Raw genomic sequence first — 24,307 nt, 5'->3', positions numbered from 1 at the left:
GTCCTTAGCGTAGTTCGAGAGGTGGCTCGATGCCGGGTGGGCTCATGGTTGCCGCTATGAACACCGCCTCAAATCCAGCCGCCCGCATAATGCTTGCCCCGGTTAGGTCGTCAAAACCAGAAACCTCCAAATCTCTCCCTTTGGTCATAGCTCCAAAGACGGCGAAGTATAAGGATGCTCCCGGGTATCGGGCGCGTAGTTCGGCTGAAATGAACCCTACAACGTCGGCATGCTTAACCTCGAAGTCGCAGATGACGATTGTTGGAGCATCCGGCGCTGGAGGCCAAAGGGACTGGGGGGCCAGTGTGAGATCGTCTTTGACTTTGTTGCACCGTAGATAGCCGATCGCGCAACGTCCAAATTGAGCAGAGGCGAGGAAGGTTGCCATGACCAAACCTGCTTCATTGATGCCGAAGCAGATGTCAACATCGAGCCGACGGCCAAGATTCTTAATCTGACGCATAAGTCTTTCGATGCCGAATCCGAATACCTCCCAAGGGAGGTCGAGTAACTGTCCTGGCGATGGATTCGGCAGCGAGAAGGTGCGAACCCGAGGATTGCCGTTCTCGACGGTCGGCACCGGAAGGTTGAAGTCTGGCCCGATCATGTCCATCGTGGGCGAAGGGAAACGGCCTGCGGTCAATTGTGGTGCACCGATGGTAGATTGCATCGGAGTTGCTTGCTCGATGAATCGCTTGAGCGAAAGCTGATCTTCAGGCGCCAGCCGCTCGTATGCCTCCGCAACCAGATCTCCTGGCGAGACATTCTCATCGGCGACGCCGAGCGGTCCGCGACCGTAAGCGGTAGCGAGGATGAGTAGGCTAGAGAATGTTGGTGGGGATCCCGCACCTCGTAGGCGAGCCCACGTCTCCCAAGCATTGACGGTCGTGCCACCAATGCTGGTTTGATGGCCGGCCGTCTCATTGTATCGGGCGGCTGCCTGATCTTGGGATAGGCCGGCCGCATACCTAAATGCTTGAATGCTGGAGAGATCTCGGTGGCGGTTCATGAGTTCAACCGCAGTGAGCTTGACTGAACCTAGCTCCCGCCACAGCTCTTTGCCTTGGCGAGCGAGTTCGCGCCCGCGAACCTGGGGGCTACCGCTCGAATGGGGTAGTGCGCCCAATCTCTCTACCTCCGACCGCGGTCCGTTGCGAACGTAGCCCACAACACGCTACCGCATCGCCCATCCGAATGGGCAACTTGGAAGCGGCGTTGTGAACCTGCAGGTCAGGGCCGCCTATGAATCCGAGCGTCAACGCTCCATCACTGAGGTGTCTAGATCGGCAACTGTTGGCATCGTCGACGCATGCGTTCGCAGAGATCCACTCCGGATCGTCTTCTGTTGGCGGCCTTCCATGTCCAACGCGAATCAACATCGGAGGAGGGAACTGGGATGACGTCCGTTTGTTCGAGGCGGTTGCATTACCCGGCGCAGCGGGGATTTCCTGATCATGCCTGACGCGCCAGGTGATCTTCCGTCGGGAGTGGACAGGGAGCGTCCGAGTGCGGCGCGTGTCTACGATGTGCTGCTTGGTGGGTCGGCGAACTTCGAGGTTGACCGGGTACTGGCTGACCGGATGGTTGCGGCGGAGCCGCAGGCCGCTCGTTACGCGCGGGCGAACCGGAGGTTCCTCCGCCGAGCGGTGCTGGAGCTGTTGAACCAGGGCATCGACCAGTGTGTCGACCTCGGTTCCGGACTACCGACCGTTGGGAACGTGCACGAGATCGTGCATGCCGCGAACCCTGACGGTCGGGTCGTGTATGTCGATGTGGATCCGGTGGCGGTCGGGTACAGCCGGTACCTCCTTGCCGACGTGGATGAGGCGGCGGTCGTCCAGGCCGACGTCCGCGACGTAAAGACAATCCTCGAGGCTCCCGAGACCCGGCGGCTGATCGACTTCTCCAGGCCCGTCGGTGTGTTGGCGGTGGCGGTGCTGCACTTCGTCGACGACGACCCGGCCGGGATCCTCGACCGGTTCCGGAAGGTCACGGTGCCGGGCAGCTACCTGGTGGTGTCGCACCTGACCACGCCGGCGCAGATGACGCGGGAGACCGTCGGGGTGGTCCAGCGGTACCGGCAGTCGACGGGATCGCCGTTGACGTTCCGCAGCCGTGGCCAGGTGGCCGATCTGTTCGCGGGCTGGGAGTTGCTGCCGCCGGGGGTGATGCCGGTCGACCAGTGGTCGCCGGAGCCGGAAGACCTCGAGGAGTCCGCGGACCTGGGCCCGGTGCCGATCTGGGCCGGTGTGGGTCTGCGGGGATCTGTGTAGCTGTCACCGGTCGGGGGCCGGCGGCAGAAGTCCGCAGGGTCTGGTCGGTGGATCGGCGCGCCCATCGCGCGCCTGTTTTATCCATCTGGGGAGGATAAGTGAGTATCAGAATCGTGCGCCGCGTAGGCGCTGCGGCGGTGGTCGGCCTGCTGGCTCTCACGGGTTGCACCACCGGCACGCCCGCGAAGGCGCCGGACGGCGTGGACCGGGTGACGTACCTGACCGCGGTGGCGTCCTTCGGTCGGGAGGCGTACGCCTGGGTCGCCCTGGAGAAGGGCTTCTTCCGCGACCGTGGGATCGAGGTCGAGATCAAGCCCGGGCAGGGGTCGGCCGACAACCTGAAGCTGTTGGCGGCCGGGCAGGCGCAGTTCTCCGCGAACGACCTGTCCGGGGTGATGGTCATGCTCGGGGAGGGGAACCACAAGGGTGGTGTGCGGGCGGTCGCGGCGATCCAGCAACGCACCCTGAACTCCATCACCGTCCTGCGGGAGTCGGGGATCAGCGTGCCGGCGGACCTGGTCGGGAAGCGGATCGGCGGGGTACCTGGTGGTGCGCCGATGCTGTTGTGGCCTGCCTACGCCAAGCTCGCCGGTATCGACCCGGCGAGGGTGCAGTGGGTGAACGTGCCGGCGCAGCAGACCCCGGCCACTCTCGCCTCGGGCAAGGTCGACGGTATCGGCCAGTTCACTGTCGCCCGCGGCACCGTCGAGAAAGCCGCCCAAGGGCGGCCGGTGCATCTGCTGCCGTACTCCGATGTCATCGCCGACCTGTACGGCAACGCACTCATCGCCCCGACCCGGTTGATCGACGAGGATCCGGACCTGGTACGCCGGTTCAGCGAAGCCCTCCTCGAAGGACTCGTCTACGCCATCGACCACCCCGACGAGGCCGGCCAGATCCTGCACAAACACGTACCCTCCGCCGACCCGGCCGCGGCCGCGCAGGAGGTCGCCCTGATGCAGCCGTATGTGCTGTCGAACGCCCGCGCCGGCGTCCTCGACCCGGAACGGATCGCCCGCGCCATCGCCGTACTCCAGGGTGCTGGCGTGATCCCGGCCGGTCTGACGCCCACGGATGTGGTAGCGACCGGGTTCGTCCCCGCCTGATCTTTCCTCCCCAGCAGGGTGGGCCGGGAGTTCCTGGGCGCCTCCGGCCGGCAAATTCCCGGCCCACCCGCCTCTCATCTGGAGTGCTTCGTCATGACCGACGCGACTGTCACACAACACGGTTACGCCTACGACAACGACCAGCCGTCTGCCCGCCGGCACCTGTCCGCGCTTGCCAGGGCCCTGGACGACTTCACCATCGGCCGGCTGCACCATCTGGGCCTGGCCGGTAAGCGCTGCCTGGAGATCGGTGCCGGCGGCAGCGAGATCGCGGTCTGGCTGGCCGCTCAGGTCGGTCCGGCCGGCAGCGTCACCGCGACGGACCTCAAGCCGCGGCACATCGGTTCGCACCCGCGGCTGACCGTGCTCCGGCACGACATCACCACCGATCCGCTTCCCGACGGCCCGTTCGACCTCATCCACGCCCGCCTGGTCCTTATGCACCTGCCACAGCGGGAGCAACTCCTCGCCATCCTCGCGGCCGCCCTCGCTCCTGGCGGTGTCCTGGTGATCGAGGACTGGCACGCCACCGCCGACGCCGTCGTCCTCGACGCGGCCACCGACGACGACCGGGACCTGTTCACCGCCTACCAGCGCGCGGTCAACCAGCGCGTCTTCCAGGCCGCCGGCTCCGACCCGCAATGGGCGCTGCGCCTGCACCAGCAGATGCGGCGCGCCGGACTACACGATGTGGACACGGTCATCAACGCCCCCGTCTGGCACTCCGGCAGCCCCGGGCTGATCCTCGCCCTGACCGCGATCGCCGAACACCGCGACCGACTGCGCGCCGCCGGCCTGACCGACGCCGACCTCACCCGCGTCGAACGCCTGCTCATCAGTTCCGACGCCGGCCTCGTCGTACGCGGCCACCAGCTCTACTCGGTCAGCGGTCGCAAGCCGTGACCACCCGCCGTGCGGCAACCATTGCTTCGCCGATCGTCGGCACGCCGCCAGCCGTCGCGAAGCAGGTTCCGCAGCTGCCGGCGCAGGCCGGAACCAGCGCGTTCGCCAGCGGTACCGCGACGTACGGCCGGCAGCGTCAGGGCTATACCTGACCTGACCCGCGCAGGACTGCCATCCACCCTTTGGCCCCCGCCGAATGGATGGTGCGAGCCGTCCGGCCCGTATCACGCCGGCACGTCTCCGGTCGCTGGCCGATGGGTTTCCCAAGCCCACCGGCCAGCGCCATCGTCTACCTGCCGCTGGCCGTGCCTGGCCAGCCAAGGAGGAAACCCAGGTGCGGGCCGCTTCCTCGGCTCGCACTCCGGGGACCAGTCGGTGTCCGAGCCGACCTCTCGACCGTCCTCGCCACGTCCTCTCGTCCACACCTGCCCACCACAGAGCACCACCGTCATGGACCGACCGCGTTGGCCTGACAACCCCAGCGAGTCCGACAAACGCCTCCATGCCCGTCCAAGCCATCATCGATCCGTCAGCAGAGGTGCACCATGGCGCCAGACCCATCGAACGAACCCGAGTCCGACCAGTCGCCTCTCGTCACCGGCGGGCCGCTCCTGCTCGACGACGGCCGGGTGGTCACCCCGCGACACCTCGGCGGAACCTACACCCTGTGTGAACTGCTGCACCGACCCGACACCCGCGAACCGGCGACGACCCGTCAGGGCCTCGACCACCGAAGCTCCCGCCCCGTCGGCAGCCTGATCCCCCTGCCCAACAAGACCCTGGCCAGCGCAGCACCCGTCGACGCGGATCCCGCAACTGGCAGGGCCCGCCACAGTGGCCGGCGGCTTTGAAGGCACACAGATGCCTCCGGCCACACCCAGCCCGCCCCTGGAAACGCCCTATCTCCTCAAGGAGCAGTGTCGTGCCATACAAGCGGCCGCCGACCAGCCTGCGCGCACGGTGGCTCGCCGAGCAGATGCGCCGCCTGCGCAAAGAACGCGGCGTCACCCTGAAGACCGCCAGCTGGCACCTCGGCATCGACCACTCGGCACTGGCCAGACGAGAAAAGGGCGAGTGGCCGTTTCTCGACGGAGTCGCCTCGCTACTCGACGTCTACCAGCTCACCGACGGTCGCCGCCGCGCCACGCTGCTGCACCTCGCCAACGACACACATCGCCGCGACGCGTGGGAGCGCGACGACATCCCGCCGAGTAGCCCGGACCAGCAGGAGAACGCTGTGCCCTTCCCCGAACGTCACCGGCCGACCGTCCGCAGCCAGTGGCTGGCCGAACAGCTCCGTCAGCTACGCGTCGACCGCCGGCTCACCCTGCAACAGGTCGGTACGCAGCTCGGCGTCGACTGGAGCAGCGTTGGCCGGTTCGAACGCGGCGAACTCAAACTCAAGTACGACACCGTCACCGCACTACTCGACCTCTACCACGTCTTCGACGACCGCCAGCGCGACCTGCTGTGCTCCCTCGCCCTCGACGCCCGCCACGGTGACCACTGGGATGTCGACTTCGGCGACGAACTGGACTACCGCCCCTACGTCAACCTCGCCTGGCTCGAGACCCGCGCCGTCCAGATCCGCTACTACGCCACCGGCCGTATCCCGGACCTGCTCCAAACCCCCGAGTACGCCGCCCGTCTCATCGAAACCCAGATGGGCATCCGCCAACCCACCCCCGAACACCAGGCCGCCGTCACCGCCCACGCTGCCCGCCGCCGCGCGTTCCAGGACGGGAAAACCCGAGTGTCCGCCGTGATCACCGAAACCGCGTTACGAGCCCAGGTCGGCGACGCCCACCTGATGGAGCAGCAGGTCGCCCACCTCCACAAAATCGCCAACCAGCCCCGCTACACCATCCGCGTCCTGCCCGACGGAGACGGAATCGTCGCACGCTACGACACGCCGTTCACCGTCTTCGACATGCCCGACCCCTACCCACCCGTCGCCGTGACCCAAAGCCTCGCCGGCCGCCTCTACCTTGAACACCCCCGCAGTCTGCGGTTCGTCGTCGCCCACGACCACCTCCACGCCACCGCCCACGACCTCACGCCTGCCCCGGCCAGCCCACCCACCCCACCGAACGGGACAGCCGGCCGCGCCGCTACCGCAGCGCCCCCGCGCACCACTAACAACGCACACCCCACGCCGCCTACCCAGGCACCAGCCCAGGCCAGGAGGGAGAACCGATGAGCCGGTCCTTCCAGACGACTGACGGCAAGACGCTGTGGAATCCCTCCAACTCGATGGCGGCCCTGTTCGCCGGGACAGCGCAAACCCTCGCGCAGATCACCGCCACCCCCTCGGGCATCGCGCCGCCGCACCAGGACGAGTACGTCGTTGATCTGGAACAGTTCGTCGTCTTCGTGGCCGCCGTCACCCGTTGGTTCGACGCCTCCCGCCACGACTGCCGGTGGGCCCTGGCCGCCGGCTGGCTCTGCGTCGCCCGCGCCAAGTTCCTCGGCGAGACGCCGCTACCCGGCTACACCAACATCCAGGTCATCGATCACAACCACCCCCGTCCGGCGGTCGACCACACCGCCCGGCTCACCGACTACGTCCGCGCCTTCCTCACCTGGGAACCACAACGGTGGCCGACCGACCCGTTCGGCGCCGAGTTCCTCGCCGACTACATCGACACCGCCCACACCCGACTACGCGAAGGCAGCAGCGACTACATACCAACCTTCTTCGGCGGCGGTTACGACATCGATCTGCGCGGCGCTGTCCTGGACGGCATGCCCCTGGACGACGCGTGGCTGGGCGACTGCAACCTCGAAGGCGTCTCACTCCGCGACACCCGCCTCTACAAGGCCAATCTCACCCAAGGACGCCTCGACCGTGCCGACCTGACCGGCGCCTTCCTCCGCAAAGCCGACCTGTACAAGGTGTCGGCACGCGGCACCATCCTGCGCGCCGCCGACCTGCGCAACATCTCCTCATTCGACGCCGACCTGCGCGACGCCGACCTGTCCGGCGCCGCCCTCCACCTCGCCACTCTCAACGGAGCCGACCTGCGCGGCGCGAGCCTGCACGCCGCCAGATTCGACAACGGATGGATCAGCCTCGACGGCGCCAAGATCGCCGGCGCCCGGTTCGACGGCGCGATTGGCTGCATCTGGGGACCGTGCGACGTCAGCGACACCGACAACCCCCACCTGCTCGACGGACCCGAACTCGAACAGTGGTTCACCGACAACCACCCCGACGCCCAGGTCACCATCCGACGCACCCCACGTCAGTCCCATGCTGGCACGTCAGCGCCGCAGCCCTGACCTATCACCGCACAAGTCCATCCGCGACCGGGCCTGCGAACACGATGTCGTACCTGTGCCTATGGCACGAGTCGAACCCACGCCGCCTGGAGCGGGTGTTCAGGACGCCAACCGTCCTACAAGATCCGATCCGCTTGAACAACCGGTCGTGCAGGTAGCTGCGGGGGCTACCTGCCCACCCGTCATCCAAGTCCCTTCTGGAGGTACACATGGACAACCTGCTTGCCATCAGCGACGACCCGTTCGAGTTGGACGTGGAGATCGTGACCGAGGGCCCGGTCGCTGCGGCGCTGTTGGCCGACACCGACGACGGTTGCGACACCGTCAAGGGCAGCGACTGCTAGTCGCGCCGTTCAGCCGGTTCCGGCGGGCGGCCACCCGACGCCTGCCGGAACCGGCATACATCGAGCAGCTTCAACAGCGAGAACCAGGTCGTGACGGCAGGAGGCAGCATGTTCCTGCCTGCCGTTTCGGCCCGCGCTGCGGTACGGCAAGGTGCTACTGACAGCCGCGCGGTGGCGAATCGACCCGGCCAGGCTGCCGGCTACCGATGCGAGCGACCGCGAATGGTCGACAACCTGGGAGGCCCTGCGGACCAGGCTGCGGCTGCCGGGCTGGGTACAGGTCGGTAGCGGCGACCAGCGGCTGCGGCTCGACCTCGATCAGCCTATGGACCGAGCCCTGCTGCGCGCCCACCTGGGCGCCAGTGCCGGGCCGGTCACCGTCGTGGAAGCGGCAACGCCGCGCGACTTCGGGTGGCTGTCCGGCCGCGCCCACGAGGTCGTCTTACCGGTCGCCTCCACCACCGCGCCCGCCCCCGTGCCGGCCGCGGTGGCCGCACGAGGCGCATGGCCGCCCGCTGCCGCCGCGCCGGTCATGCCGGGCTCGGGCGGGCTGCTGTCCGCGTCGCTGGCCGTCGACCCGGCCAGCCCTGACAGCGGGACCAAGTCGAGCCGTCATTAGAGCAGAGGTGACGGCATGACGTTGCGGCGCCCGAGGCCCACCTCTGTCCGTTGTCGACAGTGGTGGTCGCTGCCATACTCTCCGTGATCTTGTCGCTAGAAGTGCTCTAGGTGTAAGGGGCACGGGCGGACGGCGTTTCCAGAGGCGCCACGAGGAGCACCGACCAGCGGCGCCGGCCACGAGCGGAAGGGCGGCAGCAAATTCCTACGGCGTGGGTTGGATCGCGTCCAGCCAGTCGAAGATCTGGGTCGCGGCGAGCACGAGTTGATTGCATTCGTCGCGGTCGACCGCTTCACCCTCATGTGCGATCTTGTTTCGTAGCTTTCTGAGCCGCTTGGCCTTGGTGAACAGGGCTTGGTTCGACAGCCTGAGGGACACCCCGAAGGCTTGTTGATAGAACCGGTCGATGACCTCGTCGAGGTCAGACACCCCGCCAAGCCCTTGGCGATGCTCAGGTTTGGCTCGCTCGATGACCACCCGCTTTGCCTTCATCTCGCAAGCGATGGCGGCCACCAGGACAGCGCGTTGCGCGTCAACGGTGTCGGCTCCGCTGGCCAGGAAACGCGCGTCGGCGAGCAGAGCTTCGGCTGCGGGCGGTTCGCCGATGAGCACCAAGTCGCGTGCGCGGTTGAGCTGGTCAATAGAGAGCGCGAGCCCACCGTGGCGCAGGGTTAGGGATTGTTTGGGACCGAATGCCAGGAAGCCGACGCCGGTGGCTTCGTCAACCAGCCGGCTTCGGCCATACTGCTGTGGGATCTCGGCGGTGATGCCCAGCCAGGGCTGTTCCGAGATGGTGCGAACGTGGGCCAACCAGGCATGGGTCAGTCGTTCAGCGACGTCCCGGCCACGGGTCCAGAGCTGCTCAGTTCGGCTCTCGTACTCATGGCGCGAGCTAGTGGTATCCGCGGTGGCCTGCTTCTTGTCCTCCAGCCATCGCTCCCTGTCGGTGAGCCAGAGAGGCCCGTTGAAAGCGACGCGGACTTCGACGAGGTGCACGACGGCTGCCGGATGGCTGCCGCTGCCGGAGAAGACGGGCGCACGAGTGACAGCGGGAACCGGCCCTACCTCAGGCTCGTCGTCTCTGAGGAAGTCGTTGGGGTGGCGGGGCAGGGTGAGGGTGCCGTGGTATTCATCGGTCTCCCACGTGTATTGGCTGCCGAGGGCGCCGGGTTCGACCCATATGCCTCGCAAGGCGAATCGGATGATGGTGGTGAGCCGGTTGCCAGCGCTGGATCCTTCTCCCGCAACATCAGGGGTTTCCTGGGTGGTCACGAAGCCTCACTTTCGCTCTGCCTTGCGGGTGACTATCGCTGGCAGATCTCCGGTCGCCGAGCGCGGGAGGCTCGGGGTGAGCTAGTCGATGTCAATCGTGGCCTAGAGGGGCGAGGACTTCCAGTCAGTTACTACGGAGCCGAGGCATGAGACGGACTCGTACGACGGGGGCGCAGGTTGGCGCCTTCGGTGGAGAACCGAACCGCGCCCCGAACGGGCGACCGCACGGCGCTTGACCTGCTCATACTCGCCCCTCGACCGGTGAGATCGCATCACAGACAGCCGCTGACAGGGCAGACGTCACGGACGGAAGGGCGGCTGGAGTACTAGCCCAGGTGTGCATCGATCCGGGCCTGCAACGCGGCGAGCCGCTGCGCCGCGTGGCGCATCAGCGCGGCATCCATCTCCGCCTGCGCGACAAGGTGTGGGGCACTGACGAATTGTTCATACCCGAGGCGGAGCGGGAGCGGATGTGGCGGGAGTTCGCGCGTCTTCCAGGCGCGGTGGACGGAGCCATCTCGGCACAGTTGAGCTTTTTCGCCGGGTCACGTCCACGGTGGTGGTGTAAGAGCTGACGGCCACCGGTTGATTCTGGGATGAGCTTATGCGGTGGTCAGTGCGGGTTTGGGTTGCGGCACGGTGTCGGGGTGTTGGTCTTCGGGGGTTTCCTGGCGGGCTTTGGTGAGGAGTTCGGGTCCCATGTAGCGGCGTTGTTCGGTCCATTCGTCGGTCTGTTCGGCCAGGACGGCTCCGACGAGGCGGATGACGGCGGCCCTGTTGGGGAAGATCCCGACGACGTCGGTGCGGCGGCGGATTTCCTTGTTCAGCCGTTCCTGTGGGTTGTTGGACCAGATCTGGCGCCAGATCTCGTGTGGGAAGTTGGTGAAGGCGAGGAGGTCCTCTCGGGCGGTGTCGAGGTGTTCGGCGGCGGTGGGGTACTTGGCGTTGATGGTGTCGACGACGCGGGCGTACTGGGCGCGGACCTCGCCGGGGTCGGGCTGGTCGAAGATGGTGCGGACCATCGTCGCGACCCACGGCTGGGCGCTTTTGGGGACCTTGGTGAGCAGGTTGCGTAGGTAGTGGGTGCGGCAGCGTTGCCAGGACGCGCCGGGTAGGGCGGAGCCGATCGCGTCGACGAGGCCGTGGTGGGCGTCGGAGATGACCAGGCGGACGCCTTTGAGACCGCGGGCGGTCAGGCCGCGTAGGAACGCGACCCAGCCGGCGCCGTCCTCGCTGGCGCACACGTCCAGGCCGAGGACCTCGCGGTGGCCGTCGGCGTTGACGCCGACCGCGACCAGGCAGGCGACATTGACCGTGCGGCCGTCCTCACGGACCTTCATCGTCAGCGCGTCCAACGCCACGAACGTGTAGTGGGCGGAGTCCAACGGCCGGCTACGGAACGCCTCGACCTGGGCGTCGAGGTGCTGCGCCATCTGTGACACCTGCGACTTCGACAGCCTGGTGACGCCGAGCTGCTCGGCGAGTTTCTCGACCCTGCGGGTCGACACCCCGAGCAGGTAGGAGGTGGCCACGACCGTCACGAGGGCCTGCTCGGCGCGGCGTCGGTGTTCCAGCAGCCAGTCCGGGAAGTACGAGCCGTGCCGTAGTTTCGGCACCGCCAACTCCACTGTTCCGGCCCGGGTGTCCCACTGTCGGGCCCGGTAGCCGTTACGCGAGTTCGTCCGGTCCGGGCTGCGTTGGCCGTAGTCGGCCCCGCAGACAGCGTCGGCGTCGGCGGACATCAACGCGTTCGCGAACGCGGTCACCATCGCCGCCAACACGTCCGGGTCGCCCTCGGCCAGTTGCTGGCGCAGCAGGTCGGCAGGGTTCACACTCTCTAATGCGGTCATCGGTGCGGTCTCCTTCAAGATCTTGGTCGGTCTCTGAAGGATCAATCCGATGGCCGTTCATCTCGTTACGGGCGAGTCAAGGACCCGACCGCCGTACACCACTCCCGTGGACGTGACCTTTCGCCCGCGCAGCCTCAGGGCACAGAACCTACTTCACTCCCGGCAGGTCCTGCCGTGGCTGCCTGCCTGGACCAGGTAGACGATCGCGGCCAGGAGTGCTCGGTCGTCAGCCCGCCACTTCCGCCCCCCCTTCGGTCGTGCCGGCGGTACCGGGATCAACGGCTGGGCAGCCTGCCGGAAAGTCGTCCGTAGCCCAGGTCCGCACCATGTCGTCCACATCGACCATCACGCAAGGAGGATGGCAAGCCAGGCTAGCCCATCACCATCGGGGATTAATCCTAAAGAAAAAGCGAAGGATGCGCGGCATGCTATGGCGTGCCCTTAGGTGGAGGGTCGGCCAGCATCTTGATCGCGATTTCTTCCAGATTTAGGAAGACTCGTTCAACGTAGTTGAGATGCCGGTAGATGACCGAGCGCTCCTCGCCTTTGGTAGTAGATCCGCGCCAGATCGGGTCAAAGACCTCCGGACTACCCACGGCAGTTTCCGCAGCATCGAGCGCCTCTAGCAGATCAGGGTGCCTCGTCTCGAGGCGGAGCTTTCGTACGTTTGACCTAATGAGCTGCATGTCACTCGCCATCGCACTACCATTATCAGCTACCCACTCGGTGATGGCCCGCTTGTTCCACCGATCGCCTGCGCTGCTAAGGGTGGCCGTCCGCAACGCTCCGGTCCAGTTGTTGGCGGCACGAACCGTGTCCGCAATAAGCAACCGCTGCCGTTGGCGTCGCTCATCCTGTCGGGCAGATTCCGCAGCTGCACAGATCCCCCTGAGAAGCCGATCTTCCAGCGTAGTGAAGGACGCAGTGAAGACGTCTGTCACTTCGGCGTCAGTCAGGCTCCAAGAACGTTGCAAAGTCTGATACTCAGCGAGTTGGGTCTTCTTCCACTCGCGGAGCATGTCAGCGGTGAAATGCTGCGGGGTTTGATCAATTTCCCATGCATGTGTGTCGCACAGCAATATCAAATTCGACGCGTCCCGATTAGCCGCCTCAGACATGCCCGGGTCCCAGCGTGCACCGCCCTGGCTACGGGCGTGTATGTGGGCGATCCGGCTGTTGAGGATGTACTCGCCGGTGTCACCGTTCAGCCGATACAGGGGCTTCTTGCAGGTTGGCTCGCCACACCGCCATGCCGTGCCGTAGAGCTGCTTGATGGTGCCCTCCGTCGGCGTCCGATGCTCAATCGACCCGGCGCTAGGTACGTTCGACACCCGACCATCATCGCCTACGACAGCTCGTCCAGTGCCAACCCACGGGTCGGAAACTCTGAAGTCCGTGTCCAAGCATCGACGCCTGAGGCTGCAGAAGGTATCGATCTCATTCAGCGCACCGCCGGCACTGGACGCTGCCGCTGAGTTCGTTGATCCGGGCACGGATGCTCTTCACCTGGTCACCCATCGTGATGAGCCGGAACCGGCGGGGATCATCGGCGGGCGCTCCGGCGACGGTGCCAGCAAGGTGGTCGTACCGGGCCTGCGCGTTCTCCAGCTCCGGAACGAGTTCGGTGAGCTGCTGCTCTCGTGGCAGCACACGGAACTGTCGTCCGAGGTCTTCGTGTAGCGCGTTCACGACCGGGTCGTTGAGCCAGCCGTCCACCATGGCATCCAGTCGGTCGCGGGGTGCACAGAGTGCGGGCCGGCCGCGTCCATCGACCGCGAGGTGGATCTTCGTGCTCAGTCCTCCGCGTGACCGGCCGATGGCCTCACCATCTTGCGCACCAGGCGTCGCCGGACCTGTTGGAGAGCCCCCTTTTTCCGGGCGCCGGCGGCGTGCTGGTGCGCCCGTACGATCGAGGAGTCGACGCTGATCGTCCACTGCACGGGTGTGCCGTCGTCATGTACCTGCGCCGCGGCCAGGATCCGCTCCCAGGTGCCGTCGGCCGTCCACCGACGCAGCCGCTCGTGGCAGGTCTTCCACGGCCCGTACCGGTCAGGCAGGTCACGCCATGGCGCACCCGTACGCAGCTTCCACAAGATCCCGTTGATGACCTGCCGGTGATCGCGCCACCGCCCGGACCGTGTTCCCGGTTGAGGAAGCAACGGCACGACCACGGCCCGGGCTTCATCGGTCAACTCGCCACGACGTACCACCGGCACATCGTGAACGAACCACCGCTACAAGATCGGCAGGACACGCCCTAGGCGGCGCTCTTGGTCGTCAAGGAATCTTCCGACTCTCGCCGCCTTATCGGCCGTCGCTTGTACGTGTACCCACCGGTGCGGCAATGTCACGGATAGGCGTTCATCTGCGAGGCGTCGGGCCTGCTCAACATTCACTTCCATAGGACACTTCTAATCAGGGCTTCTTGCTAGTACGCCTAGACCGGACTGCGGGGGCCGTTATTAGGTGACCTATGGTGGATTCGTAAGCTGAGAACAAAATTCTCATCCGTTCAGTAACGGTGGCAGGTCGACCGCGAGGAGTGAAGACTCGGTCGATCGCTCGGTCGATTTCCCTATGCGCGGCGGCGATCTCACTAGGGGTCGCAAGCGGGTTGTACATGTCGGCCAGCGATGCGTCCTTATACTTGCTACGAGCAGTAAGCAATGAGACTCCAGCCGAGATGATGCGGGTTCGTTGCTCTGTACTAAGCGTAGGTAATGGGAAAGTGTTGTATACCATTGGTCCGGAGAATCTGAGGTCGCTCTTGATGCGTCCTCCAATTGTTCTTAGCCATGCCGCAAACATGCTAGAAGAGAGAACGGCGAATATCAGGCCGTCCGGGTCTACCACCGTAAAGAGGGCATCAGATGCAATTACCTCAGGTTGCTGATGGGTGACCGTGAACCACGTTCGGGTCTCCGAGACGTGGCGCGGAATGGCGATATACGGCTTTGTGGGTTGAGGTACCCGGAAGAAGCGCCATGGCATAGACGACAGTCTTCGTGTATCCGCTGCGGTGCTTTTTGCGCGGAAATCCTGCACCGCTCTCAGGCGGCGGCGCAGCCATTCAGAAGCCTTGACCGTCTCGGCATCTGGAGTTTCCATCCAAATACAAAAGCGCTGTTCGCTATGGAGGAGGTCATGCGCGCCAACAAAGGGGCGAATGTACTTCCAGGCAGGGTCGCCAGGAGGCGGGACCTCCTCCGGTTTGAGTATCAGGTTGCCATCGTCAGAGGGCTTGTTGCCGTACTGGACGGCCGGAAGGGTCGATGAGATCGGCGTAGTGGCCGACTCGACGATGACATCTGGGGCGTCAAGCAGGTACGGGTTGATATGGTTTACGTATTCGACCTCAGGCTCACCTCGGAGTTCTGGGTATTCAAAAATGCGTCGACGCCTCGTTTGGTCTTCCTTCGAAAAGCCGACGATTACGACATGTACTACTGCCCTTCCATGCGCTTCCGATGTCCAGGCAAATGTCCTGTGGGCGAAGTCAATGCTTACTCCCTTGCTTAGTAGGGTCCGCCAGATCCGGGCAACCTGCTCTCCTTGGGTGACCGAGTTCGTTGAAACGAATGCCACTCGTGCGCCTGATGCTGCGATGTAGTTCGCCGCCAGTATGTACCACCCGCTGACGTAGTCGAGCCACCTGGCGAACCCCGTTCCCCATACATGTCGCAGATCAGAAGTCTGGTCAGCCTGTCGAGTCTTCTGTCCAGCGAAGGGTGGATTGCCAAATACGTAGTCGCACCGGTCGGCTGGCAGTACCGCGTTCCAGTCTTCTCGAAGGGCGTTTCCGATCTGAATGTGCGGAGAAGCGGGAATCGGGAATCGGGAGTACTGCTCGCCAAACTCGACCGATACCCGCCGATTCTCAAGGTGATCCATCAGGTAGAGTGCTGTCCGCGCAATTCGTGCGGGAAACTCTTCAAGTTCCATTCCATAGAACTGATTTACTCGCACCTTGCAGAGAAGGTCGAGGGTGACAGCCCGTTGGCCGGTCGTCTTCTCCTTTTCGGCGAGTTGGCGAAGGCACTCTGTTTCGAGACGACGGATTTCGCGATAGGTGATAACAAGGAAATTTCCACAGCCGCATGCTGGATCAAAGAAGGTTAAGCTCGCAAGCTTATCGCGGAATGCGCGTAGCTTCGGTGCACTGTTCGCGCCGGCTAGTTCCGTCTCCAAGTCATCCAAGAAGAGAGGGCGGATGGTGCGGAGGATATCTCGTTCTGAAGTGTAATGCGCTCCTAGTTGTCGTCGTTCCCGCTTCGTCATCACGTTCTGAAAGAGGGAACCGAAGATGGCAGGAGATATGACTGACCAGTTAAAGGCGCATGCAAGAAGGAGCGACCGGCGCAGGTCCGGGCTTCCAGTCACCGGCCAAAGGTCATTGGCGAACAGGTCGCCGTTGATGTATGTGAACTGGTCTAGGTCTTCATCGAGATTCCGTGGGCGTTTGTCGGGATTGGTGTTCAGGACCCGGAAGACGCGCGCAATAACATCACCTAAGTCGTGGCCATCCGGTGCTGTGTGTAGGGCCAAGTACGAATGAAAGGAGCCTCGGTCCCAAACGCCGGCGTCGTCGGCGAAGAGGCAGAAAAGAAGTCGTGTAACCCACTCGCGTGCCTCGGCTGTTGGATAGCCTGAGGCAAGAAGCGCGTCGTGAACATCTGCGAGCAACTGCGTTGCGGCAAGGTTCGCAGCAACCTCGTCTTTGTAGACGCGGTGCTGTACTTGATAACCGGCAAGCCACCAGAATAGTTCTAGATTATCGGGGAGATCTTCCAGAGTGAAAGAGCCTTCGGCACCTGTCTCAAGATTTTGCCACTGAAACCGCGCGAAGTCCGAGACCACAGCAAGCCACGGGTGCTCCGCTCCGGGTAACGAGGGGAGATAGTCGATCAGCTGCTGCATGGCCTTGGGAAGAGATTCGCCGACCGACTTGTGCTCTACGGCCATCTGGCCTGGCAGTAGTAGGTCAAGCCATCCGTGTCGCCCCGTGGATGCCCGTTTCGCAATCGCCTCGTAGGTTGCTACCTGGCGGCGAAGTACCCCGAAAATCTTGAAGAAGTCGTCCCAGAAGGGTTGCTTGTCAGATTGTTCAGATTTAGCCCCAGCCCATGTCTTGGCGAATAGCCGAGCACGTCGCCGCATCTCGGCTTTATCCAAGGCTACAACTGCATTCCGGTTCACCAAGGTCATGGTGCACAGCCTATCTGTCCATGCTGGTTGATGCCTCAATCGCCTGGGCCGGCAAGTCATGGTTGATCTCGTGGACGTTCGGCCGATCGGGGGATGTGAGAACTTTCTGTACGGGTTCAAGGCGGCCCGCTTCGCAGGCCGCGCGCGCCGCCGACCAGGGGCCGGGCCTGCCGGCCCGCCGCCGGCGCCTTGCCGCTTCGCTCCCGGCGCCGACGGTTCCAGCCCCGCCGGCGGCGCGACGGTAGATAGCAGAAAGCCCCGGGCCGCCTGAGTCGAAGACGGTTCCGGGGCATCTGGTTGCCAGTTCAAGGACAGGAAGGGCTCTTCGAGCCTCAGGCTCCGGGATGGGGCCATCCCGCCCACCGTCGACCCAGGCAAAGCCGAGCAGACCAGGGCCAGGGCGCCAAGGTCGTTCGTCCGGTAGGGCGCTCCACCTTGGCGCCCTGGCCCTGGCCCGCTCCCCGGTAGGTGGGTCGACGGCAGACGGGAAGGCATCTGTACGGCAGCTATCGCGGCCGAGGAATTTTAGCCTTCTTTGGGGCTGAGGTATCGCCCATGAAGCGCTGGAGGTCCTTTCCCCAGGATGAGCCTTTAATAGCCTTGCAGCCAGTGGCACGGAGAATTCCAGCTAGGTGTTCTGGGTCTGTAGCAGCCTTTTGGCAGGAGCCGGCCTGCTGTCTCAATGCGACTCCGAGGACGGCAAGGAAGTCGCGTCCTCGGTAGTAGGGAGAAGAATGACGGGGGCATGATGATTCTATGACGGTAGGATCCAAACCCTCAGCTACTGCAATGAGCGTGGCGAGCGGCGGAGAGTCCGGACTCTTCTGGCGGAGCGCAGTGCAGTATCCGCGCAGGTTGAAGGTTAGATCATTAAGGGCAATTTTGCTGGCAAGATCGACCTCATCAAAAGCCAATCCCCAGCCATTTTGGCAGTTTGCTGCACGGAGACGCGCGACCGGGATTGCTGTCGCAGATACCAGTTCTGCCAGCCGTGCTGGCCCTCCCAGACCCTTGATCTTCTTCTCGCTGCCAATTTCAGAAATCATAACGCTGAAAGCATCCATGTGGGAGAGCATTGCTTCGAGGTCGGCATTCTCGTAAGCGAAGACAGGAACCCCTACTGCCTCTTTGTCCTTGACTTCCCCATCGAAGTCACGATCGACTACGCAGGCGACGTTAGTTAGCCGCCATTCCGTAAGCTGCTCGGTGACCTCAAGCGCGATACTGCGGGTATTTGCAGGAAATAGGGCGTATTCCTCGTCGAATCCTGCACGCAGAAAACGGTAGTCCGAGGGACCTTCAACGACGATGATTGGTCGAGTATCCGCCTGCCTGTGTTGCCTAATGCGGTCAGCTACTCTGTCGAAGTTCTTGATTGATGCTGTCACCGATCTACCTGTGAAGTCCGAGTTCTTGAACGAGATCCCACCGGCCGTTAATGATGCCGCTTGAGTGTGTTGCCAAGACTATTTGCAGATCTGCAATGTTGGCCACGTCGGTTATGTCGTCTAGAAAGGCGTGCTTCCATGCGGCGTGGAGGGATATCTCGGGCTCGTCGATTAGAACAACAGATCCGGGTTGAGCAGAGAACAGTAACATGGTGAACAGGGCGAGGATGTGCTGCTCGCCCGATGAGAGGAGTGTTACAGGTATCAGTGACTTATCGTCGTTGGCGACGAAGACTAGTGCACCCGCTTTATCTAGTCGAAGTTGTTTCCCTACAAACTTTTCGTTGACGATCCTTTGTAGGGTTTTTAGCTTTTCATTGACAGGGCGGAGTGGTTCAAGCTTGCGTTCCCAGTCGTCGATGAAAATCGAGAGGACTCGGGTCTCTGTGGCGTCGACGGTGCTTGAGGGAAACTGCACATCGACTAGGGTTTCGGATAGTCCGCTTCTGTAAAGCTCTGCGCTTCGTTCGGCGATGTCCTCGTAGCGGCGTTTAAGGGCCTCGCTTTGGGAGGCGTTCTTTAGGTTTTTTGATCGCGTTAGAACGCGTTTTGCGAAGCTTTGGTCGGTCTCTTGAGTGACGGCCAGGGAAGCGCTTCGCGCTTCTGCAACTTGTACCTTCACTTGCTCAATATATTCATCGATGCGCGATTTGACGCCTGGGCCCCCCTCGGCTGGTCTCTTTGGCTTCGGAGTGTCCAGCCGCTTTGTGTCGATGAAGATGGGTCTGGCGCTATCGATGATCTCGCCGAGCCATTCGAGGTCGATGTGGGTAAATTCAGTATCGAAGAGCGTCTTCTGTAGGTTGCCCCCGGCGGTCCTGAGTCGTCGCTCCCGTACCCGCATTCGTCGGAGGTACTCGTCGATAAGATCGGCGTCAACCAAATTGCCGGTCGCGCGATCGAGAAATGCGGTGCCATGCTTCTCGAATCGTTCGAGCGACATTCCAAACTCGGGGTCTGTAATTAGTTCGGTTCTGCCTATCTTGCCGCCTCGTGGCCCAGTGCCCTCGAAGGTCAGGTGGCAACCGAGTCCGCTGTCGACGGGTTGGCGGTATACGGTTAGCGACTTTGAGTCTGCAAACCTTAAGGATGCCTCTTGGAATGGCATTCGGATCAGCGCGTTGATGTTTAGGTCGAGGATTGCGTGCATGAGTCGCAGAATGTGTGTCTTGCCGACGCCGTTTGGGCCGGCGATGATGGTGACTCGGCTATCCTTTGGAAAAGCTATCTTGTGCGAGAGTGTGCTGCCGAAGAGTCCATGTACTGCAAACTGTCGGATTTGCTGCATTTTCCCTCCGTGTCTGGTTAGCTCTGTGATCCTACCCAGATTCACCTGATCAATACAGGTGCGAAGAGGGGCTGTGTTTTGAGAGTGAGGACTTGCTGTGACGTGCGTCCGCCCCGAGGGTCGTTACTTGAGTGCAGCGCCTGCGCAAAGTGCGCTGTGATCGACTTGCAACGTGTCGCGTCGGAGGTTCGCCAGTGGTCGACATGCAGGTCGACGGTGGGGCCGGCAACGTCTATTACTTGCTGGAGTGCCAGCGTCGGGCAGGAGTGAAGATGGTGGTCTGTCCAGCGCCTCATGATCGTTTCCTCGGGGCGAGATATCTCCTAGTGGCCCCGATGCGGTCTACTCAGGGCGTCGGTCGCGCCACGGCGTGCGGCCTCCCCGCCCACCGCCTCTTGCTCGCATCAGTTCGGCTTCGCCTCGGGCGCCCCGGCAGCACCCGTTGAGGGAGAGGGGCGACTCTACCGGGTAGCCAGCGTTGTCTGACATGAAGCGAGCGATCAAGGTCATCGGGCACAAAATGGGCACAACTGAGCGTCACCGGGGCTGAAAAATGTTAGCAAGGGTTGGCAGTGTGTTCCCTGCTCAGGGTGGGTAGTTGGTCCGATCGGCGTTGATCCAGCCGCTACCGTGGGTGTAAGGGGTTCAGATCCCCTGCTGCCGCAGTAGGCATAGCCGACCTGGAGCGCCGGTCGGGTAGAGAGCTAACCTGACGTTCATGGATGGCCCTGTGGAGCCAGGTGCACTGAGGCAGCTTCGGGAGCAGGCCGCGACGCACGTTGGTCGCCGGCCTGGTCGAACTCCACTCCGGTCCGCTTTGTACCACCTGACCCGAGGCCGGATTGATAGGCGCCCGCGGTACACCGTCGGCCAGCTTCCGATCCTCGATACCCCTTGGCAGGACACCGTTTCGGGTCGGTACTTCGGGTGGCGATGCAGGCAGGCGCACTTGAACCGTGCCTTCGTGTTCGCAGTCGAGTACCTCGTGTGTCCGTACTGCAAGCTGGGATGGGCAGAGAAGCCGTACACCGTTGAGAAGTACCAGCGCAATGGGCTCGCCTCAGCGGGGTTGGAGGCCCTTCGCAAGGAGGACCCGAGGGTGGCGTGGCACACGGCCGGCGGGCATCTGGGCGCCTCGAAGGGGTTCTGGTCAACTGTTGGTGAGGGAGTTCCGGGCGGGTACCACCGGCGGGCGCTGTGCGAGCACGTTGAGAGGCATGGCGGCCTCAAGCCATTCTGGCGTCTCAAGCGGAGATGATCTCTTCGCAAGTGCTCTGAACGAGGTTGCTGGCATGCCCGTAGGGTGGCATCGGAGGGGCGGTAGCGGTCAACGGCGGTCACGGCATCGTCAGTCTGGCCACTGGGAACAGTAGGCGGCGGCTTCGATTTCCTTGTCCGACCGAGGATTTCCTAACCGTGTGCCGCAGGTTCGAATCCTGCCGGGGGCACGTCACAGAACTGCAAATTCGCAGCGCGACCGGTTGATCACTGATCGTGGAAGCCAGTTTCGCGTTCGAGTAAGCGATCGAGGATGCCCCAGCCCAATGGCTGGGGCATCCTCGCGTTGGCTCGATCTCCGACGACACCGTCTACTTTTACAGCCCAGATCGATCCGGCCAGTACCTACGCCCCTGCGGCGACGGGACGATGACCGACCGTACGACAACATCCAGGCTGGCTCAGAACCAATTCGGGGCCGTCCCGCCATCCGGCTCCAGCCCTAACCGGTGAATTCGCTGCCAGCCGGGGTCGTCGGAATATGCATCGATCAAGATTGTCAGGCAATCGCCATCGCCGGCGTCCGTCGCGAGCCGCGCCAATCTTTCCGCCTCTTGATCGTGACCGCCGTTGCCACGCGCCACGACGAGGCTTTGAAAAGCGGACACGTCTCCGGCACACGCTGCACGCTTAGCAAAAGCTTCTGCCTCGTCGCGGTTGTCCTTGTCTTCGCACACTTCGGCTAACAGCGCGAGGTCATACGGGTTACCCAGACCGCCCGCCGATTCTGCTTCGGACACGCGCAGCCGAAGGCTTCGCTCCATTTTGTCCGCACCACCACTCCGCTGTTGGATGTCCCACAGCGGCCGACGAGTGAAGACCTGGACGCCCTTCGTTGCGCGCGCACGGAGTTCTGTTGCCTCACGTGCGTCACCGGCTTCGGAGCGGAGGCGCGCTAGATGCCTGAGAGGCCGTGCTCCCTCGATACCGGCCGCTTCGACCGCTTCTCGTAGCCACTGTTGCGCGCGGCCATGGTCTCCTTGCGTTTCAGCAAGCTGGGCGAGTAATTGCAGGGCTCTAGCGTTGTTCTTACCTGCCGCCACCCTCAGCCATCGTTCGGCTTCATCGATCTCACCGCGAGCGTCGAGAATGCGGGCGAGCTCAATCTGCGCGTTCGTAGCGCCATCGGTCGCTGCTCGCCGGTAGTGCAGTTCGGCTTGTTTGGAGTTTCGGGATCGAGCGTGCATTTCACCCAGCCGAACGCGTGCCTGGACGCTCCCGAGTTCCGCGGCGCGCTCGAACAGCATGGCTGCGTGTCGGAGCCGCCACCGGTTCGCTGCCGCGGAGCCAAGCGACACGAGGATTCCGGCGTCGGCGAAGTGATCGCCGGCCGCCTCCCAGAACTCGGCTGGCGGGACCTGGAAACGCCTGCTGGTTCTGGCCCGTTGCGCCAAGTAGTCGCTCACGGTGTAGCTCGCTTCGCCCTGCGCCCTTTGTGTCGGCTTCTGCCTCCGCCGCGTCATTAGTCCGGATGCACCACGGCACCTGGCGCCCGTGAAAGCCAGTGCCTGGTCCAACCAGTCGTCGCTGACCGCCTGCCATTCGGAGCTTGATAGATATCCGGGAGCGGCGTGCTCCAAGAAGGATCGGGGAGAATCAACGTCGTCGACGAACCGACGGAGGTCGATCGCGGCATCGATAACCGCTCGAGCTGCGGAGGGGGCAGCTTGATACCGCTCGACCATGGCCGGTCCAGCCGCGAGGTACTGCGTGATCTCGCCAGACCTTGAGAAGGACAGGGCCTGCCGCAAGCGTGGGTCGTCGTCTCCCGCATCGCGGACGGCTACCAACTCCTCTGGGCTGAACCGCCCAGGGATCGGCAACTCGTTGCCGGCAAGGAGGATACGAGCTTGTGCGTGCAGATCCGCCTTGTCTGAAGGTGGGAGAGTTGTGACCCTGCTGAGGTACTCCGGCCAGATCGTTCCCAGGATGAGCACGGGTGCACGCTTGTGATCACGAAGGAGTTCGCGCAAGTTAGCGGCCACTATCTCGCTCACACTGGGGTCGGGTGAAACCAGGACATGCTGGAGTTCGTTCAACCAGACGACCGTGAACGGGGGTATCCGCGCCAACCCATCGAGCACGGCCTGTGCCGGCGTCGGCGAGATCGGGTGCCACACTCTCCACCGCGACGGCAATTGCTGGACCGCCTCCCAGCATGCTCGTGTCTTGCCCGACGAAGACCCACCGACGAGGACGATGAACTCGCTAGTGCCGTCGCACGCACGTTGCACGCTCTGACGGAGCTTGCCGTCGTGCGGTCGTAGAACGTATCGCGGAAGCTCGGGGAGCGCTGCTCCTGCTTCGCCTGGAGCGGTGATGGCTCGGTGAACCTCGAGATCGAAGGGGTCGAGTTCGGTGACAGGCACCAGTCGCAGCTCGGGGGTCCCTGATGCGAGCGCAGAGGGATCAACGACATCTGTGTGGTGATAGCTCGCCGGACCGGCGGTGGCCGCGGAGATCCACAACTGCCGGACCTGCTCGCCGACCCTCGCCACCGGTTCATGGCCGGCGGCCCGGGCAAGAGCGACGGCGACTGTCACTGTGTCCTGCTGCGACGCGAGCCCCTCACCGGCGATGACCTTGTTGATCAGGTCCTTCTTCGGCGCACCGGGCAGATCGTCGTTCTCGGCGATCTGCCGGACGAGGGCATCCAACCGCGGCCGGTCCGCCTCGACGTACAGCAGATAGATCGCATCGCGAAGATCCCGCAACGGCCCTGCGGGCAAGTTTTCCTTCTCCACCGCTCGGGAACGGCGGATTCCCGGTCGGGACTCGTCGGCATCCATCGCCTGACCAGCTTGCCGCACACATGTGATCACGCCCTCACCGGCACCGCCCGTCGGCACTCATCGACACCGAGTGGAGCACCTCAGGTGGGCCCTGAACCTGGAATCACAGCCGGCCGGCTCGACAGGTTCCCGCCAGAGCGAAGGACTTTCCGATGAGCACCTACAACAGCGACCGCAACGACCGTCCGCAGAGCAACAGGATCCGCGTCGCCCTCGCCGCCCTCACCGGCCTGATTGCCGGCGCTTCCCGCGCAGCCATCGACCGGCTACTTAACTACCTCAACCTCTAAACTTTTTCTTTAACCTCGGCGGCCGTGGGCCGTGGTGATCCTGTGTGGACTCGGCGTGTCGAGGAGACGTAGACCGGCCACCGCCTGATGATCCTTCACGTTCCCTGCAAGGACATGAAGAACAGAACAGGTGGTGGCCGTGACCACGATTCTGGACTACCTGGGTGGCGTGGTGTTACCCGACACGCCCACGCCGGACACGTCGGTGGTCGGGTCGGCAGCCGGTCCAGCAGCGAGGCTGGCCGGGTTTCGTCGGGACTTTTACCAGTGTCTGCCGCGTCGGGCGGACGCGTTGTTCGAGCTCACCGACGCGCTGCTGTGCTCGGGCGGGCCGGTGACCAGCTTGGTCGACCTGTC

General features: G+C 63.6%; 21 protein-coding genes and 2 pseudogenes. 13 read left to right on the top strand and 10 right to left on the bottom strand.

What is annotated here, in order from left to right; all coding sequences use genetic code 11:
- Positions 1 to 4: 4 nt before the first annotated feature.
- The gene (locus AB0M79_RS30035; protein WP_364220112.1) at positions 5 to 1,009 is read right to left on the bottom strand and encodes a hypothetical protein; all 1,005 of its coding nucleotides are present in this window, start codon (positions 1,007 to 1,009) and stop codon (positions 5 to 7) included.
- A 445-nt stretch (positions 1,010 to 1,454) separates the two neighbouring features.
- Here AB0M79_RS30035 and AB0M79_RS30030 point away from each other — a divergent pair, with 445 nt between their 5' ends.
- The 9 genes from AB0M79_RS30030 to AB0M79_RS29990 all read left to right on the top strand — a co-directional run bounded on the left by AB0M79_RS30030 (position 1,455) and on the right by AB0M79_RS29990 (position 8,527).
- Entirely contained in the window at positions 1,455 to 2,273 is an 819-nt protein-coding gene (locus AB0M79_RS30030) for an SAM-dependent methyltransferase (protein ID WP_364220109.1), read from the top strand.
- Between the two features lie 98 nt (positions 2,274 to 2,371).
- On the top strand, positions 2,372 to 3,379 hold the full coding sequence (locus tag AB0M79_RS30025) for an ABC transporter substrate-binding protein (RefSeq protein ID WP_364220106.1): 1,008 nt from the start codon (positions 2,372 to 2,374) through the stop codon (positions 3,377 to 3,379).
- Between the two features lie 93 nt (positions 3,380 to 3,472).
- Positions 3,473 to 4,282 (top strand): methyltransferase domain-containing protein, encoded by an 810-nt coding sequence (locus tag AB0M79_RS30020; protein ID WP_364220103.1) that lies wholly within the window; start codon positions 3,473 to 3,475, stop codon positions 4,280 to 4,282.
- The gene (locus tag AB0M79_RS30015; protein ID WP_364220101.1) at positions 4,279 to 4,434 is read left to right on the top strand and encodes a hypothetical protein; all 156 of its coding nucleotides are present in this window, start codon (positions 4,279 to 4,281) and stop codon (positions 4,432 to 4,434) included. The genes AB0M79_RS30020 and AB0M79_RS30015 overlap by 4 nt, the downstream gene beginning before the upstream one ends.
- 393 nt (positions 4,435 to 4,827) lie before the next feature.
- Complete coding sequence (locus AB0M79_RS30010) at positions 4,828 to 5,133, top strand: hypothetical protein (protein ID WP_364220098.1); 306 nt, start codon at positions 4,828 to 4,830, stop codon at positions 5,131 to 5,133.
- A 71-nt stretch (positions 5,134 to 5,204) separates the two neighbouring features.
- Positions 5,205 to 6,482 (top strand): Scr1 family TA system antitoxin-like transcriptional regulator, encoded by a 1,278-nt coding sequence (locus tag AB0M79_RS30005; RefSeq protein ID WP_364220095.1) that lies wholly within the window; start codon positions 5,205 to 5,207, stop codon positions 6,480 to 6,482.
- Positions 6,479 to 7,564 (top strand): DUF6086 family protein, encoded by a 1,086-nt coding sequence (locus tag AB0M79_RS30000; RefSeq protein ID WP_364220092.1) that lies wholly within the window; start codon positions 6,479 to 6,481, stop codon positions 7,562 to 7,564. The genes AB0M79_RS30005 and AB0M79_RS30000 overlap by 4 nt, the downstream gene beginning before the upstream one ends.
- Before the next feature lie 209 nt (positions 7,565 to 7,773).
- Positions 7,774 to 7,908, top strand: coding sequence for an FxLD family lanthipeptide (locus AB0M79_RS29995; RefSeq protein ID WP_364220089.1), 135 nt, complete (start codon positions 7,774 to 7,776; stop codon positions 7,906 to 7,908).
- A 118-nt stretch (positions 7,909 to 8,026) separates the two neighbouring features.
- A complete protein-coding gene (locus AB0M79_RS29990) occupies positions 8,027 to 8,527 on the top strand; it encodes a lantibiotic dehydratase (RefSeq protein ID WP_364220304.1) in 501 nt (166 codons plus the stop codon).
- A gap of 204 nt (positions 8,528 to 8,731) precedes the next feature.
- Here the strand turns inward: AB0M79_RS29990 and AB0M79_RS29985 are convergent, their stop codons facing one another.
- The gene (locus tag AB0M79_RS29985; protein ID WP_364220086.1) at positions 8,732 to 9,799 is read right to left on the bottom strand and encodes a hypothetical protein; all 1,068 of its coding nucleotides are present in this window, start codon (positions 9,797 to 9,799) and stop codon (positions 8,732 to 8,734) included.
- A 335-nt stretch (positions 9,800 to 10,134) separates the two neighbouring features.
- Between AB0M79_RS29985 and AB0M79_RS29980 the strand changes: the two genes are divergently transcribed.
- Positions 10,135 to 10,374 carry a hypothetical protein gene (locus AB0M79_RS29980; RefSeq protein WP_364220083.1) on the top strand — a complete coding sequence of 80 codons (240 nt, stop codon included), beginning with the start codon at positions 10,135 to 10,137 and terminating at the stop codon, positions 10,372 to 10,374.
- Between the two features lie 27 nt (positions 10,375 to 10,401).
- On the opposite strand, the gene AB0M79_RS29975 is transcribed toward AB0M79_RS29980, so the two are convergent.
- The 7 genes and pseudogenes from AB0M79_RS29975 to AB0M79_RS29945 form a co-directional block, all read right to left on the bottom strand.
- A complete protein-coding gene (locus AB0M79_RS29975) occupies positions 10,402 to 11,649 on the bottom strand; it encodes an IS256 family transposase (RefSeq protein WP_364220080.1) in 1,248 nt (415 codons plus the stop codon).
- A 428-nt stretch (positions 11,650 to 12,077) separates the two neighbouring features.
- Positions 12,078 to 12,980 carry a hypothetical protein gene (locus AB0M79_RS29970; protein ID WP_364220077.1) on the bottom strand — a complete coding sequence of 301 codons (903 nt, stop codon included), beginning with the start codon at positions 12,978 to 12,980 and terminating at the stop codon, positions 12,078 to 12,080.
- A 106-nt stretch (positions 12,981 to 13,086) separates the two neighbouring features.
- A complete protein-coding gene (locus tag AB0M79_RS29965) occupies positions 13,087 to 13,368 on the bottom strand; it encodes a hypothetical protein (protein ID WP_364220313.1) in 282 nt (93 codons plus the stop codon).
- 33 nt (positions 13,369 to 13,401) lie between these two features.
- Positions 13,402 to 13,814 (bottom strand): annotated as a pseudogene (locus AB0M79_RS29960) (IS5 family transposase); the annotation flags it as partial.
- Positions 13,815 to 14,064: 250 nt separating this feature from the next.
- Complete coding sequence (locus tag AB0M79_RS29955; protein WP_364220074.1) at positions 14,065 to 16,854, bottom strand: DNA methyltransferase; 2,790 nt, start codon at positions 16,852 to 16,854, stop codon at positions 14,065 to 14,067.
- Between the two features lie 506 nt (positions 16,855 to 17,360).
- Complete coding sequence (locus AB0M79_RS29950) at positions 17,361 to 18,242, bottom strand: hypothetical protein (protein WP_364220071.1); 882 nt, start codon at positions 18,240 to 18,242, stop codon at positions 17,361 to 17,363.
- A gap of 4 nt (positions 18,243 to 18,246) precedes the next feature.
- The gene (locus tag AB0M79_RS29945; RefSeq protein ID WP_364220068.1) at positions 18,247 to 19,590 is read right to left on the bottom strand and encodes an AAA family ATPase; all 1,344 of its coding nucleotides are present in this window, start codon (positions 19,588 to 19,590) and stop codon (positions 18,247 to 18,249) included.
- 964 nt (positions 19,591 to 20,554) lie between these two features.
- On the opposite strand from AB0M79_RS29945, the gene AB0M79_RS29940 reads away from it, so the two are divergent.
- On the top strand, positions 20,555 to 20,848 hold the full coding sequence (locus AB0M79_RS29940) for a hypothetical protein (RefSeq protein WP_364220065.1): 294 nt from the start codon (positions 20,555 to 20,557) through the stop codon (positions 20,846 to 20,848).
- A 421-nt stretch (positions 20,849 to 21,269) separates the two neighbouring features.
- Here the strand turns inward: AB0M79_RS29940 and AB0M79_RS29935 are convergent, their stop codons facing one another.
- The gene (locus AB0M79_RS29935; RefSeq protein WP_364220062.1) at positions 21,270 to 23,657 is read right to left on the bottom strand and encodes a hypothetical protein; all 2,388 of its coding nucleotides are present in this window, start codon (positions 23,655 to 23,657) and stop codon (positions 21,270 to 21,272) included.
- A 155-nt stretch (positions 23,658 to 23,812) separates the two neighbouring features.
- Between AB0M79_RS29935 and AB0M79_RS29930 the strand changes: the two genes are divergently transcribed.
- Together AB0M79_RS29930 and AB0M79_RS29925 are read left to right on the top strand one after the other, a co-directional pair.
- Positions 23,813 to 23,950, top strand: a complete 138-nt coding sequence (locus AB0M79_RS29930; RefSeq protein WP_364220059.1) for a hypothetical protein — start codon at positions 23,813 to 23,815, stop codon at positions 23,948 to 23,950.
- 139 nt (positions 23,951 to 24,089) lie between these two features.
- Positions 24,090 to 24,307, top strand: a pseudogene (locus AB0M79_RS29925) (hypothetical protein); the annotation flags it as partial.

This window comes from Polymorphospora sp. NPDC051019 (assembly GCF_040683055.1).
GTDB classification, from domain to species: domain Bacteria; phylum Actinomycetota; class Actinomycetes; order Mycobacteriales; family Micromonosporaceae; genus Polymorphospora; species Polymorphospora lycopeni.
Note: the sequence above shows the minus strand (reverse complement) of the source record. Positions and strands in the feature narration are given on the sequence as shown.

What these genes read in the sequence shown, in the direction of transcription:
- AB0M79_RS30035 (WP_364220112.1), bottom strand. Translation starts at nt 1,009, where the DNA reads ATGAACCGCCACCGAGATCTCTCCAGCATTCAAGCATTTAGGTATGCG.
- AB0M79_RS30030 (WP_364220109.1), top strand. Translation starts at nt 1,455, where the DNA reads ATGCCTGACGCGCCAGGTGATCTTCCGTCGGGAGTGGACAGGGAGCGT.
- AB0M79_RS30020 (WP_364220103.1), top strand. Translation starts at nt 3,473, where the DNA reads ATGACCGACGCGACTGTCACACAACACGGTTACGCCTACGACAACGAC.
- AB0M79_RS30010 (WP_364220098.1), top strand. Translation starts at nt 4,828, where the DNA reads ATGGCGCCAGACCCATCGAACGAACCCGAGTCCGACCAGTCGCCTCTC.
- AB0M79_RS30000 (WP_364220092.1), top strand. Translation starts at nt 6,479, where the DNA reads ATGAGCCGGTCCTTCCAGACGACTGACGGCAAGACGCTGTGGAATCCC.
- AB0M79_RS29995 (WP_364220089.1), top strand. Translation starts at nt 7,774, where the DNA reads ATGGACAACCTGCTTGCCATCAGCGACGACCCGTTCGAGTTGGACGTG.
- AB0M79_RS29975 (WP_364220080.1), bottom strand. Translation starts at nt 11,649, where the DNA reads ATGACCGCATTAGAGAGTGTGAACCCTGCCGACCTGCTGCGCCAGCAA.
- AB0M79_RS29965 (WP_364220313.1), bottom strand. Translation starts at nt 13,368, where the DNA reads ATGGTGGACGGCTGGCTCAACGACCCGGTCGTGAACGCGCTACACGAA.
- AB0M79_RS29955 (WP_364220074.1), bottom strand. Translation starts at nt 16,854, where the DNA reads ATGACCTTGGTGAACCGGAATGCAGTTGTAGCCTTGGATAAAGCCGAG.
- AB0M79_RS29945 (WP_364220068.1), bottom strand. Translation starts at nt 19,590, where the DNA reads ATGCAGCAAATCCGACAGTTTGCAGTACATGGACTCTTCGGCAGCACA.
- AB0M79_RS29935 (WP_364220062.1), bottom strand. Translation starts at nt 23,657, where the DNA reads ATGGATGCCGACGAGTCCCGACCGGGAATCCGCCGTTCCCGAGCGGTG.
- AB0M79_RS29930 (WP_364220059.1), top strand. Translation starts at nt 23,813, where the DNA reads ATGAGCACCTACAACAGCGACCGCAACGACCGTCCGCAGAGCAACAGG.